The sequence below is a fragment of the Alcanivorax quisquiliarum genome, from assembly GCF_023051175.1.
Classification (GTDB): domain Bacteria; phylum Pseudomonadota; class Gammaproteobacteria; order Pseudomonadales; family Alcanivoracaceae; genus Isoalcanivorax; species Isoalcanivorax quisquiliarum.
Map to the genome: position 1 here is coordinate 595664 of NZ_JALKII010000001.1, position 15632 is coordinate 611295.

The window sequence follows — 15632 nt, forward strand, 5'->3', positions numbered from 1 at the left end:
CATACCTTAACAACAGCGGCGACTGCGCGACACTCAAAGCGCCGCTGCACATAACCTGTGCACCGGCTCGGCAAGCACTTGCCAGGCGTTGTCCAGCAGGCGTGGCTGCGCCGCCGCCAGTGGATGAATGCCATCCTCCTGCATCAACGATGCATCCCCCCCCACCCCATCCAGGAAGAACGGCAGCAGCGGCACTTTCTCGTCATCCGCCACCTGCCGGAAGGCGCGCTCGAACAACTCGGTGTAACGCTCGCCATAATTCGGCGGAATCTTCATGCCAAGCAGCACCGGCTCTGCCCCCGCCGCACGGCCCTGCTGCACCATAGCGGCCAGATTGTTCTGCATGTGCGCCGGCGCCATACCACGCAAGCCATCGTTACCGCCCAATTCGATCACCAGAATCACCGGCGAGTAACGCTCCAGCAGCGCCGGCAGCCGTGCGACACCACCTCCGGTCGTCTCGCCGCTGACCGATGCGTTATGCACCGCCATGCCGGGGCATTCCTCATTCACACGCTCGGCGAGCAGCTCTGCCCAGCCCTCCGCCTTGTCAATGCCATACGCAGCACTAATACTGTCGCCAACAATTAAAATGTCGGCCGATGCAAGGGATGCCACAGCGGTCAGGCAACCAGCCAGCAAAGCGGACAGCAAACGCATGACGCAGACTCCTGTTTTTTCGCAACACACCGCCAGCACCACACCGATACTGATCGCTCGCAACCTTAGCAAACGGGTGCCCGGCCCGGAAGGCGAGCTGACATTGCTGGATCAGATAGAAATGACCGTGATGCCCGGAGAAAGTGTCGCCATCACCGGGCCGAGCGGCAGCGGAAAATCCACCCTGCTCGGCCTGCTCGCCGGCCTGGATGCGCCCAGTGAGGGCGATATCCTGCTGGCCGGGACGGCGTTCAGCAGCCTGGATGATGATGCGCGTGCGCTGCGGCGCGGCGAGCGCTGCGCTTTCGTGTTTCAGGCATTTCATCTGGTGGATGATCTGAACGTGCTGGAAAACGTCATGCTGCCGCTGGAAATACAACGTCGCAAAAATGCCGGCAATATTGCCCGCCAGTGGCTGGAGCGCGTCGGCCTGGGCCATCGGCTGAAGCATTTTCCCACCACCTTGTCTGGTGGCGAACAGCAGAGAGTGGCCCTGGCGCGCGCCTTCGCCGTTACGCCACGCCTGTTGTTTGCCGACGAGCCGACCGGCAGCCTTGATCACGCCAACGGCGAACGCATCAGCAGCCTGCTGTTCGAGCTCAACCGCGAAGCTGGCACGGCGCTGGTGCTGGTGACACACGACCAGCAGCTGGCCGAGCGCTGCCACCGCCAGCTCCGGCTGGAGGATGGCCGCCTGTGAAACCTGTCCTGTTACGCCCCTGGCGAGACAGCGCCTTTCGCATTCTCGCGCTGGCGGTGTGCATCGCCGCTTTGTCGCTGGCGTCCATTGTGTTGTTGCGGGCCGAACTGGAGCAGCGTTTCATCATTCGCTCCGCCGAAATGCTGGGCGGCGATCTGATGCTGGTCGGCAGCGAGCCGCCCGAGGCAAGCCAGCTCGACACCCTGGCAGCGCTGCGCCAGGCGCAGGTAGCAGATTTTGCCAGCGTGGTGATGCACGGCGATGAAATGCTGCTGGTCAGTGCCCGCGCTGTCGACCACCACTATCCACTGTATGGCCAGCTCCATATCGCAGCCGACCGCTTTGCACCGGCCACCGTGGTGGCGCAAGGGCCGCCGCCGGGCGAAGTCTGGGTCGCAGATCAGGTGCTGGATCGCCTCGGCGTACAGATGGGTGAACCGCTGCACATCGGGCGCCTGCCGCTGACGCTCACCGCCGTCATTCGCCAGGAGCCGGATCAGGGCGCCGGTTTTTACAGCATGAATCCGCGCGTGCTGCTCCATCAGGCAGACCTCGCCGCCACCGGCGTGCTCGGCCCCGGCACGCGTGTACGGCATCGGCTGATGCTCGGCGGGGACGCCGCCAGTATCACTGCTGCGAATCTTGCCATCGAGGGCACCTTGCGCGCAGACCAGAGCCTGCGCACGGTCGCCGATGCCGCCGACAGAACCCGTGGCCCGCTCCATCAACTGACCTTGTGGGTGAGCCTGGGCGTGCTGCTGGTCAGCCTGCTATGCGGCGCTGCCGTCTTTCTCGCCACCAGCCAGCGCGTGCGCCGGCGTGCGCGGCTCGCTGCGTTGCTGCGCAGCTTCGGCGCCAGCCGCCGCCAGGTCACCACGCGCCTGCTGGGGGAGGAATTCGTCGCAGTGGTGCCCGCTGCGATACTCGGCACCGGGTTGGGCATCAGCCTGATCTTGCTGGTGCGGCAGCTGCTCGGCTGGCAAGGCCCGCTCGCAGCCGCTACCGGCGACTGGATCGCGGTGCTGGCCGGCCCGCTGGTGCTGTGGCTGGCGTTCGCCTTGCCGCGCCTGCTGAGCCTGGTGCGCGTGCCGGCGGTGGATGTGCTCGGTGGGCGCCTGGACACACACCCTGTCGCCGGCGCGCTGGAGCTGGCGGCAGCGCTGGGCGCCCCGGTCATGCTGGCGGCGCTGTTGACCGGCTCGCTGGAAGAGCTGGGCCAGCTACTGCTGCTGTTGATATTGCTGGGCGCGCTATTGCCGGCGCTGTTATGGCCACTGCTGAAAGCGCTCGATGTCGGCAGCAGGCGCCTGCCGCTGGCAAGCCGGCTGGCCATCCGCCGGCTGAGCCGCCGCCCCGGCCTCACCCTGCCGCTGCTCGCCTCGCTCACCGTCGCCATGGCCGTGCTCGGCCTGGCCGGGCTGGTCGGCAATCAATTGCTGGATGACTGGCGCAAGCGGCTGCCGGAGCAAGCGCCCAACCATTTTGTATTCAATCTGTTCGAACAGGATCTGCCGCCCTTGCAGGCATGGCTCAACGCGCACCAGGCGTCGTCACAACCGCTGTATCCGATCGTGCGCGGGCGGCTGACCGACATCAATCAAGTGCCGGTGCAAGACGCCGTGACCAAGGAAAACGATGACGCGCAACGGGCGCTCAATCGTGATCTGGCACTGACCGCCATCCAGCCCGGCCAGACATTGCCGCCCAGCAACCGCGTGATCAGTGGTGACTGGCCGCCGCAGGCAGGCGGCGTCTCGGTGGAAAAAGAGCTGGCTCATAACCTGGGCCTGGCACTGCGCGATCAGGTGCAGTTCGTTACCAGCCAGGGCACGCTCACCGCAGACATCACCAGCATCAGGGAAGTGGATTGGGAAAGCTTCGAACCGAATTTCTATTTCATGTTTGCAAGTGAGGGCCTCGCCGGGCAGGACATCACCTGGCTGACCAGCTTCTGGCTGCCTGAAGGCGACGGTGCGCGGCTTGCGGCACTGCTGCGCGACCTGCCCCACATCACCGTCATCGACGTGCGCGCACTGCTGGATCAGGCACAAGCGCTGGTCACACAGGCCAGCCACGCTACCGCGCTACTGGCAATACTGCTGATGGCCGCAGCGCTGCTGGTGCTGGGTGCCGCCCTGCTCGGCGCCCAGGCACAGCGCGGGCAAGATAACGCACTGCTGCGTACGCTGGGTGCCGGCCGGCCGCTGATCAGCCGCGTCACCTGGCTGGAGTCCCTGTTGCTGGGCCTGTGCGCCGCGCTCGGCGCCACGCTGATCATGCTGGCCGCGCTGTATCCGCTGGCCCAGCGGCTGTTTGCCGGCGCGCTGCCGTGGTCGCCGTGGCTGTTGTTGCCGGTCGGCCTGGGCCTGGTTGTCACGCTTGCGGGGGTGCGGCTGGGTGCACGGGCACAACGGCATGCGCCGCTGGCGCTGCTGCGGCAGGCGTAAAACGGCATCGGGCCCACATTGCACCATCGTGCAGATAAAATTATGCTGCCAGCGCGGGCTCGTTGATGCCCGGCGCCATTTGCTGAGCTGCCGCAGCACCGCCCCCGTGGCGCTGCCGACCACAAGGATGACCGATGCCCAAACGTCACTTTTTCCGCCCGCTGCGCGTATTGCTCGGCGGCGTGCTGATCGCACTGATCGCCGGGTTGCTGTTCACAGCCTGGCCCTTCATTGCCTATCCGGTCACCGAGCTAGAGATCAGCCGTCCTGCGCCCTTGCCGGCCGCAACCACAGGCCCGGCGATGGCCGGCATTATCCAGACCGACATCACGCCGCCTATCGGTATTCCGAAATTCGGTTACTCGGCCTGGGCGCGGCCCTCGGATGGCTTCCGCACACGCCTGAAAGCGCGGGTGTTTTACCTGCAACAGCCCGGCCAGACGCCGCTGGCGCTGGTGACGCTGGATCTCGGTGCCGGCTCTCGAGTGCTGCACCATCGCGTGGCGGAACTGATCGCCCCACACACCGACGTGCCCGCACACGGGCTGAGCCTGCTGGTGACACACACCCATTCCGGGCCGGGACAATATCTCGACAGTGATTTCTACAACGTGTTCGGCAGCGATCTGCCGGGCTTTGATCCACAGCTTACCGAGTTTCTCAGCCAGCGCATCGCCGATGCGGTGATCCAGGCGTATCGCCAGCGGCGCGCCGCCCGCTTTGCCACCGGCAGCACCGAAATCCGCGGCTTCACGCGCAACCGCTCGCTGCCCGCCTGGGCGCGCAACTTCGACTTGCCCGAGAGCGCCCTCACGGAAGACCTTGCCTACCAGGCCGTCAACCCGACACTGACGATGCTGCGTATCGATCTGGCCGGCGATGACGATCGCTACCACCCCGCCGGCGCCCTGACCGCCTTCTCGATCCACGGCACCGCCATTCCCGCCTTCACCCGGCCCTGGCACGCCGATGTGTGGCACTGGCTTGCGGAAGATATGGCCGGCCACATCGCCCGCCACCACGACACCCCTTTCACCCCTGTTCACGGCGCCTTTCAGGCCACCCATGCCGATAACACGCCCGCCTGGCGTGACGGGCAACGCGGCGACCGTGAAGCCGAGCGCATTGGCCGTGGCCTGGCCGGCCATGCCTTCCGCCTGTTCCAACAGCTGGGCGACAACCTCGACGCGCAATTACAGCTGGCGGTGGGCGCCCGCGAGCTGGATCTGCTGACGCTGGATGCAGATGCCCGCGCCGGCCTGTGTGAACGGGCCATTACCGGGGCGGCGACAGTGGGTGCCGCCAAGGGCGATGAAGTCTTTCCGATCTCCTGGTTGCCGCTGATTCAACGCGGCTGGCCCAAGCGCTGGTTCAATGATAATTGTCAGGGCGCCAAGCACTGGATGTTGTCCAGGCTCCAGCTGTTGCTCGCCGCGGAACGCTTTCCGCATCAGGCGCTGATTCAGGTGGTGCGCATCAACGATATCGTGCTGGTGAACCTGCCCTGGGAAGTGACCTTCGAAAGCGGCAACCGCATCCGTGACGCCGTACGCGCCGCGCTGCCAGCCGGGCCATGGCGCATAGAAATATCCAGCCTGGCAAACGGCTTTTTCGGTTATGCCACCACGCCGGAGGAATATTCGCTGCAATATTACGAGGGCGGCCACACGCTTTACGGCCCGCATACCGTCGACATGCTGCGCCAGCAAAGTGCACAACTGGCTGCGCAGGTATTTCAGCACGGCGATGTAGATGATCTGCCGGCACATTGGCGCTTCTCGCTGATCAGCCGTGTGTTCTGGCCACAGACCGATAGCCCGGTTGCGGCTCGTGCCGCGCTGACATCTCCTGTCTTTCGCGATGCGCAAGAGCTGCGCGAGGCGAGCTGGTCATTTCACTTCGAAGGCGAGCACCCTGCCCACCTGCGGCTGCATGAACCTTTGCTGCGCGTCGAACAACGGGGTGCCGATGGCCAGTGGCAGCTTCATGTGGATGATCAGGGCAGCGCATTGCAATTGCGCCTGGTAGAAGAAAATAGCCACGGCGCCGAATACGAAGTGCTGTGGCACAACCCGGATCACCCGGCGCCCGGCGTGCTGCGCCGTTTTCATGTGCTCGGCACGGAGGCTCTTTACTCGGCTGAGTTCTGATCTCGGCACGCACGCCCTGACGCCGTGCTGCTAGAATGGCGTCTCATGCATCGGCACGGAGACGGCTATGAAACTTTCTTTCAAGTGGGTGCTTACCCTGCTCGGCAGCCTGTGGCTGCTGCAGGGCTGCGCCAGCACCTCCGATATCGTCACCCGCTACGGTGCCAGTACAGCGCCCGGCGAGCGCCTGCTGCTGGCCACCCGCTCGCCCGAGCCCGCGCTGCGGCGGCAATGGGAAGATGCCTGCGCGCCGCTGCTGCGCAAGCAGGGCTTTGATGTTGTTACCAGCATGGATGTGCTGCCCGCCTGGTTTGCCACCGGTACCGACGAACTCGAAAAATGGGCCAGCGCCAACGGCGTGCCGGGCATCCTCGTGGCCGAACTCAGCGCACTGTTGCCGGAGCCCGCCCACTACAACCCCGCGCAGGGGCTGGGAGATAATCGCTCGCATCATGACGTCCAGGTAGTGGTGCCCGCGAAAGTGTTTCGCGAAGCTCGCGATGCACCTGAGGCAAACCAGAATATTGATATCGAGTTGTTCGATGCAGCGGGCCGCATTCAATGGCGAGCCGAGCTGGTGACACACGAAGCCAACAACATCCCGGCCATCGCCCGCAGCCAGTGTGCGGCACTGGCAAATGTGCTGACGCGTAAAATGCCCTGATAAATAAAAACGCCTCTCAAAAGGAGAGGCGTTTTCTAGCGCCCTTACGCTGGCCGGTTGCGACCGCCAGCGCGTGAAACTTCAACGATCAGTACCGTTTTCATCATCCGGCTCGGCATCAATATCCGCATCGTCCTGCGTGGATACATATGCCTTGACCGGAGAATCCGCATCGCAGCCCAGCGCGTGCACGAATGTCTGCGTCACATCAATCGGGCCCATGTGCTGCAATGCGCGCCGGCCCAGCAGCACCGGATAAATCATGTTGCTGCGGTCACGCAGGCTGAACTGTTCTTCATAGACGGTATCGCCCACGCACAGCTTCATCAGCACCACCGGGCGGCTATCGGAGCCGCCTGCGCCGCGCACTTGCACATCACGATAAAGCGGCAGCTCGAATTCCTTCTCTACCTGCTCGCCACTGCGCTGGTCAAGCAGGCGCGCACGAAAGCTCACCCACTCCTGATTTTCACGTTCGAACAGCCGGATATCCTCGGCATGCATCGAGGAGGTCAAGGCACCAGTATCGAGCTTCGCCTTCACCTGCACACCCCAGGGCTCGATGGTAGCGTGCTCGACCCAGCCAAAAACCGGCGCTCGGGCATGGCCCGCTGTGGACAGCAGAGCCAGCACCAGTGCCAACACGCAGTATCGCATCCTTCCTCCTGCCATGCGGATTGCTGTTGTTACTCCCCATGGACTACCTGCCGCCATGATTCGTTCATCACGCGGCACAGGATTTAACAATGGCGCCGCCAGCCTGAACACCAGCCGGCAACCTTCAATCCAGCCCCTCATCCTCTTCACGCAGGCGCGTGTCTGTCTCGTTGAGCTCAAACCACATCGCATTCAGGATGGCAAAGGTGCAGGCCAGGCCAACGCCCAGTATCCAGCTGAAATACCACATTGCTACACCTCCTCAGTACATGTCGTCCTTGACGTCATCTTCGCTGACGCGTCCCCACAGCACCTTGTAAACCCAGGCCGTGTACAGCAACACGATCGGCAACAGCAGTGCGGTGGAAAACAGCATCACGGCCAGTGTGTAATGGCTCGACGAGCTATCCCACACTGTCAGGCTGTGGGAAGGCTCGATGCTGCTGGGCAAGATCACCGGAAACATGGCCGCGCCGACGGTGATGATAATCGCCGCCACCGACAGCTTGGAGCCGATAAAACTCAGCGCACCACGGCCGCCGGCAAGCCCCAGCAATGCCAGCGCCGCGCCAGCCAGGCCCGCCAGCGGCACCAGCCACAACCAGGGATGAGCGTTGAAGTTATGCAACCAGTAGCCAGCCTCGGCCACGACCTCTTTGCGCAGCGGATTGCTGGGGCCGAACGGGTCCTGCTCGGTGATGATGCGGTAGCCGTCGATCTGTGTAAGCCAGAGCCCACCCAGTGCAAAAAGCACCAGCACAACGATTGCGGCAATCATGCCGTAACGACGCGCCCGCTCCATCGGCTCGCCATCGGCCTTGATCTGAAGCCAGGTGGCGCCGTGCAACACCAGCATCGCCAGTGACACCACCCCGCACAGCAACGCAAACGGGTTCAGCAAATCAAAGAAAGAGCCGGTATAAAACGGTCGTAGCGTGGCATCGAAGTGAAACGGAATACCCAGCAGCACATTGCCCACCGCCACGCCGAACAAAAGCGCCGGCACCACACCACTGAAACACAGCGCCGCGTCCCAGCGTGCTCGCCATTGCGGCTCCTCGCGTTTGGAGCGGAACTTGAAGGCCACCGGCCGGATGATCAATGCCGCCAGCAGCAGGAACATGGCGAGATAAAAGCCGGAAAAACTGACCGCATACAGCGCCGGCCACGCAGCAAAAATGGCGCCGCCACCGAGGATGAACCACACCTGATTGCCTTCCCAGACCGGGCCGATGGTATTGATCACCTGCCGCCTTTGCCGATCCGTACGCGCTACCGCCGGCAACAGTGCCGCCACCCCCATGTCGAAACCATCGGTAATGGCAAAGGCCACCAGCAGCACGCCGAGCAGCGCCCACCAGATCAGCCGCAAGATTTCGTAATCGAACATCATCGTGCCTCCTCTGGCAGTGCAGCTGGCCGGCTGGCTGGCCGGTCGTCCGGCAATGGCAGCACCTGGCCGCCACCTTCACCCGCTTCGGCTTCCGGGCCTCGGCGAATGTATTTGACCATCAATTTGATTTCGATCACGGCCAGCACCGTATAAAGCACCATAAAGCCAGCCAGCGTGATGATGATATCCGACAAGCCAATCGAGCTGACGCCCAGGAAGGTGGGCAGCACGCCTTCGATCACCCACGGCTGGCGCCCGTATTCTGCTACCAGCCAACCCAGCTCGGCGGCGATCCACGGCAACGGCAACGAGAAAACTGCCACACGCAAAAACCAGCGTGGCACCTGCCGTCGAAGCGAACACATGTAGAACGCGGCCCCGAACAGCAGAATAAAATAAAACCCGATGACGACCATGAAACGGAATGACCAGAACAGCGCGAACACATTCGGCAAGCTGTCGCGCATGGCGCTGGCTATCTGTTCGTCGGTAGCGTCTCGCGGGTCTTCCACGTAACGCTTGAGCATCAATGCGTAACCGAGGTAGTGCTGGTTGGCCAGAAATATTTCACGAGCCTCGGCGTCCGCCTGATTCTCGTTCAGCCGCTGCAAAGCATCGTAGGCCAGCAAGCCATCTCTGATGTGCAGCTCTGCCAGCGCCAGCAGCTCGAGAATGCCGGGCACTTCCTGATCCAGACTGCGCGTCGCGATCAGGCCCATCACCCAGGGGATACGCAATTCATAACGCGTTTCCTGGGCATTACGGTCCGGGATGCCGAACACGGTGAACGCTGCCGGCGCCTCTTCCGTGTGCCACATGCCCTCGATCATCGCCAGTTTCATTTTCTGGTTATCGGTCAGCGCATAACCGGATTCGTCTCCCAGCACCACCACCGACAGCGCCGCAGCCAGGCCAAACGAGGCAGCCACCGTCAGCGACCGTTTCGCCAGCGCCACATGGCGCCGGCGCAGCAGATACCAGGCACTGATGGACAGCACAAACACCGCACCCGTGACATAACCGGCTGCTACGGTATGCACAAACTTGGCTTGCGCCACCGGATTGAAAATGACTTCAGCGAAGTTGATCACTTCCATGCGCATGGTGTCGGGATTGAACACGGCGCCGACGGGATTTTGCATCCAGCCATTGGCAATCAGAATCCACAGCGCTGACAGGTTCGAGCCCAGTGCAACCAGCCAGGTCACCGCCAGGTGCTGCACCTTGCTCAGCCGATCCCAGCCAAAAAAGAACAGCCCCACCAGCGTTGCTTCGAGGAAGAACGCCATCAGCCCTTCGAGCGCCAGCGGGGCGCCGAATACATCGCCAACGTAATGGCTGTAATACGCCCAGTTGGTACCGAACTGGAACTCCATCACGATGCCGGTGGCGACACCCATGGCGAAGTTGATCCCGAACAGCAGGCCCCAGAATTTGGTCATGTCACGCCAGACAGTACGCCCGGTCATGACATATACGCTCTCCATGATGGCGATCATGAATGAGAGGCCCAATGTCAGGGGAACAAACAGAAAGTGATACATGGCGGTGAGCGCGAACTGGAGTCGCGAAAGCTCAACCAGAGTGGCGTCAATCATCGGCGTGCCTCCCACTGATCCGTGCACTGGCAACGTGCCTCGGGCAACGTGCCCCGGCAAGGCACCGACGAAGCGCCTCCAGTGAAAACCAGCCGCGACAGACACACACCAGAGCAACGACAAGACATGCTACGCTTGCGCGAACGCTCGACGATGCGGGCAATGCGCGGGGCCTGCTGCCCCGTGTCACCGGGCTGATTATCCGATCCTCTTCTGAAGCCGGGAGGCTGCCGGATATTTTGCCAGGTATCCTGATGTCGCGAGCGGATGAAAGCCCGGTTTATCGGGGCTACCATTGAGCTCCGTCTCGGACGGGTCAAGCCAGGCGAAGCATAGCATCGTGCGGCTCGTCTTTCACGCCAACTTTGGGCGATCTCTTGCATCTGGCAGTCTCGCTCAATGACCGGATTACTGCATGACTTCAACGACTGTCGACACACCTGAAAGCAGTCTCAGCGCCGAGATTGCCTTGCCGTGGCTGGCACGTCAGTCGCAACATGGAAAACTGTGCCGACGGCTATACCTCACCGCGCTGGCCGACACGCCACTTGCCATTCTTCAGGCAGGGGCGCTCGCGCTACTTGCCGCACGCCTGCTCGGCGAGGGTGCTCTGCTCCCGCCTGCGCTGGCGTTAATTACACTGCTGGCGGTTCGTGCCGGCGCCGCTGCATTACGCGCCCGCTTTACCGCCGGTGTGGCAGCGGATATCACCTGTACGGTGCGCAACCAGCTCGCCGCCATGCTGCTACGCGGGCGGGCGGCGCGCCTGAGTAGCGGCGAGGCCAGCACGACGCTACTGGAACAGGCCGAAGCAGTAGGCCGCTACCACGCCGGCTTTGCATTGCAGCGGCGCGTCGCCAGCCTTGCGACGCTGTTGTTCCTCATCGTGGCCTTCGCCACCGACTGGATTGTCGGTCTGATTTTTTTGCTTACCGCCCCACTGGTGCCGGTGTTCATGACTCTGGTGGGTACAGGCGCCCAGCAAGCAGCTGATCGCCAGCTGGAAAGCTTGCGCTTCCTCGGCGGTTATTTTCTGGATCGCCTGCGTGGCATCCTGACCCTGCGCGCATTTGGCCGCGAACACGCCGAGCAGCAGGCAGTAGCCGCCGCCAGCGAAGAGTTTCGGCGGCGCACCATGAAAGTGCTGCGCATCGCCTTTCTCACCTCAGCTGTGCTGGAGCTGTTCGCAGCCTTGTCGGTGGCCCTGGTTGCGCTTTACGTGGGCCTGCATCTTCTCAATTTGATGTCGTTCGGCCCCGGCCAACTGCTCGACTTTCGCACCGGCTTGTTTCTTTTACTGCTGGCGCCCGAGTTTTACCAGCCGCTGCGACAACTTGCCGCAGGCTATCATGAGCGCGCCGCCGCCCAGTCCGCTGCCGAGATTCTGGCGCCGCTGTTGCAGGAACAGACCGGCGAGCAGCAGGCGAGCGCAAGCGCACTCGGTAGTGCGCCTGCTATTTGCATGGACACTGTGACATTCCGCTACCCCGACAGCGAGCAGCCGACCATTATCCATCTCGACGCCAACCTGCCGGCAGGCCATTGCCTGGTCATTCGCGGCGATAGCGGCACTGGCAAAACCACGCTGCTGAAGCTGATCGCCGGGCTGCTGCTGCCTGATGCCGGGCAGATTCGCCACGACGATCAGCTGCTCCGCCCGCTCGCCGCCGAGCCGGGGCGCCTGGCCTGGGCCGGGCAGCATCCGTGGTTTATCCATGGCACGGTGGCCGACAACTTGCGTCAGGCAGCGCCCGAGGCAAATGACGCTGCACTGCACCAGGTGCTCGCCCGCTGCGCATTGTCTGATTTGCCGCTCGGGCTGGATACGCCCCTGGATGAAAATGGCGGCGGCTTATCCGGTGGCCAGGGCCGCCGCCTGGGGCTGGCGCGAGCACTGCTCAGCCCGGCCTCGCTGTTATTACTCGACGAGCCCACCGCAGAACTTGATCCGGCAACCGAAGCACACATCATCCAGACGCTACGCGAGGAAAAAGGCCAGCGCACCATCGTCATCGCTACGCACTCCCCTGCCTGTGCGGCACTCGCCGACCAGAGCCTGTGGCTGGGCGAGCCGCCCCCGGAATCGGGAGGCCAGCCCGATGCATAGCACAAGCGCCTGGCTCACTACGCATTTTCGCGACCAGCGCCGCAAGTTGTTCAACGCCTGGTTGCTGGCGCTTGTCACGGCGCTGGCCGGCATGGCCCTGCTAGGTATTTCCGGCTGGTTCATCAGTGCCGCCGCACTGGCCGGCCTCGCTGCCAACGGCCCGGCGGTGGCATTCAATCTGCTCACACCCAGCTCGGGTATACGCGCCTTCGCATTGGGCCGTACCGTATCCCGCTATTTCGAACGGCTGGTCAGCCACGACGCCACTTTCGATGTGATGCAACAATTGCGCACCCGGCTCTTTTCCGAATTCCTGCCGCGCATTCCCGGCCCGCTCTCGCGTTTCAGCGGCGGGCACTTGCTGGAAAGATTGCTGGGCGATGTGGAACGGCTCGAAAACGCCTGGCTCGGCCAATGCCAGCCAACGCTGGTTGCCGCTGCCACTGCCGCGCTGTTGCTGGTGCTCACACTGCTGACCACCGGCGCGCTGCCAGCGATGTTGATGCTGCTCGTGTTTGCGCTGTTCTACCTGATGTTGCTGCGGCTGGGGAAAGATGCTGTCGGCACCTGGCAAAGCCGCAGCGCGGAACGCGATCATCTGCGCAGCAGCCTGGTACAGGCACTTGATGGCTTGCCGGAAGTACTGGCCTTCGGTATCCGCGACCGGCTGCTCACGCAATGGAGCAGCCGGATCGGTCGTCTGGCCGAGATAGAGCATCGTCTGGCCGGCCGCCAGGCGATGGTGCAAACCATCATGCAATCGGCGATGCAGTGGCTTGCAGTGGGCGTGTTGCTGTTATTGATAGTGCCAGTGCAGCAAGGCCAGGTCAGCGGCCCCTTTGCGCTGGCGCTGATGTTGCTGGTGCTGGCCGCTGCCGAAGTAACGCTGCCTCTGGCTGCCGCCTGGCAGCGCTGGCCGGATACGGTGGCGACCGTGGCGCGCTTGCAGGCGATCACCGACGCTCCCCTGCCCGCCACCGCCATGCAAGGCGATAAAATACCGACGCCCGATGGGGTGCTGGATGTCAGCCATCTTGAGCTGGGTTGGCCAGGGCAGCCACCACTGTTGAGCGGCTTCAGTTTCAGCGCTCGGGCAGGCGTGCCACTTGCCATAGTCGGCCCCAGCGGCAGTGGCAAATCCACCCTGCTGCACGCATTGATGGGGCTGCATCCGCCACTGGCGGGCGCAATTCGTTTTGGCGGCGTCACGCAGTCCGAGGCCGAGGTGCAAGGCTGGCGTGATTGCTTCGCGCTGCTGCTGCAACAACAGCAGCTGTTTACCGGCACGCTGCGGGACAACTTGCGCGTGGCCAGCCCCGACGCCAGCGACGAGCTGCTTTGGCACGCGCTGGAACAGGCGCAACTGGCAGAAACCGTTCACCAGCGCGGTGGCCTGGATCACTGGATCGGACCGCGCGGCCTGCACCTCTCGGGAGGCCAGGGCAGGCGGCTGTCGCTGGCCCGCGTGCTGTTGCGCAATGCGCCCATTGTGCTGCTGGACGAGCCATTCACCGGGCTGGAACAGGCCACTGCGGATCAGCTCTCCCGTATTCTGGAAGACACCCTGAGCGATAAAATCCTGATCACCGTAACCCATGATCCGCGCCATGTGGCGCGCATGGCCGCCACCTTGCATCTGTCGCACACGGAGCAAGCCCGGCTTGGCAGTTAACCTGATCCACCCGCTGCCACAGCCGGCGCCGGCACGATAGGCTCTTGCAGTGGCCTTGTTGATGGCCTTGCGACAGAAAGGCACGGGGCGATACGGCAACGCGCATCATGCGGCCGGTTGCCCGCGGCCTGTCGCGTAAAAAGCAGCTGTCTGCAAGGAAATAGAGAAGGACGACAGCGCCGGAGGCAAGGAAAATAATACCGTAGAAAGATGGTGCCGGAGATAGGAGTCGAACCTACGACCTTCGCATTACGAATGCGCTGCTCTACCAACTGAGCTACACCGGCAAATCCGAAACCACGCCTGCCTGTAACGCGACCAGCGTGCCGCCACACCCGGCCACCCGAGCAGCTTTGGCAACAGCGGCAGCAAGCCGCACGTGCCGTCACGCCTGGCCGGCAGCTGCGTGGAAGCCGGCAAGTTTAATCGGCCTTGCGGGAGGCATCAAGACGTCGTCGGCACTCACCGCCCGGCCCACAAAAAAACGGCGCCCGAAGGCGCCGTTCCTGCTGGCTCATGGCCTGCTTTTTCTCTTTACCAATCAAGCTCGCGACGGTCGCTGCACTCGGCGCGGCTGGCGTCGTGACGGCAACGGATGTTACGCAGCAGCGACATCATGTCCTTGTTGAACAGCCCTTCTTTGGTCATCGCTACACGGGCATCGCGCATCATTTCATCGTAACGCTCGCGATCCGGATCGGAGATACGAATCCACCACTTGTCTTCGATATCCGCGTCTGCGCCGCGCACCAGACGCATGGCGCGATCAAACAGGTTGTCGAACACATAGGAGCGCGACCAGTTCATGAACGACTCGTCAAAACGGTCATGCCGCGCAATGATCTGGAAGCTCAGCTGGCCAAGCACGTAGTCGACGATACCGCCGTTCGGCTCCATGCCCTTGTAAAGCTCCAGGCCCTTGTAGGCAAATGCCGGCGCAAAGCAGATATCCACACTGTGGTTATTGAAACGGCCAGCAAAGTTGGTCACATCCGACATGACAGGTGTCATGCCCACGCTGGCTGCCATACGGCCCTGCGTGACGTCATATTCCAGCACGGCAATGGATTTGCCCGCCAGATGGGTGACGTTGTTCATGGTGTTGTCTTTCACGAACAGATAAGCCGCGCCCATCGGCAGCACACCGATCACCTCATAGGTGTTGGTGCGCATGTGCTCGACAATACGCGGGTTATTGCTGGAAAGCACCTGGATGGTAGTGCGCATGACGTCGTAGTTCGGGATGGAACCAATCGAGTCCATGCTGCCGGTGTAGCTATTGAACTGGCGCCCGCGAACACCGGTGATGCCCGCTGCGTCACACTGACCGGCCTTGAGATCTTCTGCCGCGATGTTTTCGTCCGTGTACACCCGCAGGTTGATGTCATAGCCTTCATTGCGCGCTGCCGCAGCATAATCACGCATGAGGTTATAGGTATCACCGGTGGTGCCGAGGATATCGAACACGCATATGGTGCGTTCTGTATTGGCGTGAGTGGCAGTCGCAAATGGCAGCAGCGCAGCTGCGGCAAACGCGGTAATAACCTTGCTGAAACGCATGGTTCCCTCCAGATTCTATTTCGG

General features: G+C 62.7%; 12 protein-coding genes and 1 tRNA gene. 6 read left to right on the top strand and 7 right to left on the bottom strand.

What is annotated here, in order from left to right; all coding sequences use genetic code 11:
- Positions 1-33 precede the first annotated feature (33 nt).
- The gene (locus MU846_RS02690; protein ID WP_246948056.1) at positions 34-660 is read right to left on the bottom strand and encodes an arylesterase; all 627 of its coding nucleotides are present in this window, start codon (positions 658-660) and stop codon (positions 34-36) included.
- Here MU846_RS02690 and MU846_RS02695 point away from each other — a divergent pair.
- From MU846_RS02695 to MU846_RS02710, 4 genes are all read left to right on the top strand, one after another.
- Positions 659-1360, top strand: coding sequence for an ABC transporter ATP-binding protein (locus tag MU846_RS02695; RefSeq protein WP_246948060.1), 702 nt, complete (start codon positions 659-661; stop codon positions 1358-1360). The two genes, MU846_RS02690 and MU846_RS02695, sit on opposite strands and share 2 nt — an antisense overlap.
- On the top strand, positions 1357-3807 hold the full coding sequence (locus tag MU846_RS02700) for an ABC transporter permease (RefSeq protein ID WP_246948062.1): 2451 nt from the start codon (positions 1357-1359) through the stop codon (positions 3805-3807). The genes MU846_RS02695 and MU846_RS02700 overlap by 4 nt, the downstream gene beginning before the upstream one ends.
- 134 nt (positions 3808-3941) lie before the next feature.
- Positions 3942-5957: a neutral/alkaline non-lysosomal ceramidase N-terminal domain-containing protein gene (locus MU846_RS02705; protein ID WP_246948063.1), complete on the top strand. Its 2016-nt coding sequence runs from the start codon at positions 3942-3944 to the stop codon at positions 5955-5957.
- A gap of 67 nt (positions 5958-6024) precedes the next feature.
- The gene (locus MU846_RS02710) at positions 6025-6621 is read left to right on the top strand and encodes a hypothetical protein (protein ID WP_246948064.1); all 597 of its coding nucleotides are present in this window, start codon (positions 6025-6027) and stop codon (positions 6619-6621) included.
- A gap of 81 nt (positions 6622-6702) precedes the next feature.
- Here MU846_RS02710 and rloA3 read toward each other — a convergent pair whose 3' ends face one another.
- From rloA3 to MU846_RS02730, 4 genes are all read right to left on the bottom strand, one after another.
- Positions 6703-7278: a retropepsin-like aspartic peptidase RloA3 gene (gene rloA3 / locus MU846_RS02715; RefSeq protein WP_246948065.1), complete on the bottom strand. Its 576-nt coding sequence runs from the start codon at positions 7276-7278 to the stop codon at positions 6703-6705.
- Positions 7279-7402: 124 nt separating this feature from the next.
- Positions 7403-7528 (bottom strand): cytochrome bd-I oxidase subunit CydX, encoded by a 126-nt coding sequence (gene cydX / locus MU846_RS02720; RefSeq protein ID WP_246948068.1) that lies wholly within the window; start codon positions 7526-7528, stop codon positions 7403-7405.
- 12 nt (positions 7529-7540) lie between these two features.
- A complete protein-coding gene (gene cydB, locus MU846_RS02725; RefSeq protein ID WP_306799185.1) occupies positions 7541-8671 on the bottom strand; it encodes a cytochrome d ubiquinol oxidase subunit II in 1131 nt (376 codons plus the stop codon).
- A complete protein-coding gene (locus tag MU846_RS02730; protein ID WP_246948071.1) occupies positions 8668-10269 on the bottom strand; it encodes a cytochrome ubiquinol oxidase subunit I in 1602 nt (533 codons plus the stop codon). Before MU846_RS02730 ends, cydB begins: the two co-directional genes overlap by 4 nt.
- 415 nt (positions 10270-10684) lie before the next feature.
- Between MU846_RS02730 and cydD the strand changes: the two genes are divergently transcribed.
- A complete protein-coding gene (gene cydD / locus MU846_RS02735; RefSeq protein WP_246948074.1) occupies positions 10685-12376 on the top strand; it encodes a thiol reductant ABC exporter subunit CydD in 1692 nt (563 codons plus the stop codon).
- The gene (gene cydC / locus MU846_RS02740; protein WP_246948075.1) at positions 12369-14048 is read left to right on the top strand and encodes a thiol reductant ABC exporter subunit CydC; all 1680 of its coding nucleotides are present in this window, start codon (positions 12369-12371) and stop codon (positions 14046-14048) included. Before cydD ends, cydC begins: the two co-directional genes overlap by 8 nt.
- 211 nt (positions 14049-14259) lie before the next feature.
- On the opposite strand, the gene MU846_RS02745 is transcribed toward cydC, so the two are convergent.
- Positions 14260-14335, bottom strand: a tRNA-Thr gene (locus MU846_RS02745).
- 247 nt (positions 14336-14582) lie between these two features.
- On the bottom strand, positions 14583-15608 hold the full coding sequence (locus MU846_RS02750) for a putative solute-binding protein (protein ID WP_246948076.1): 1026 nt from the start codon (positions 15606-15608) through the stop codon (positions 14583-14585).
- Positions 15609-15632 lie beyond the last annotated feature (24 nt).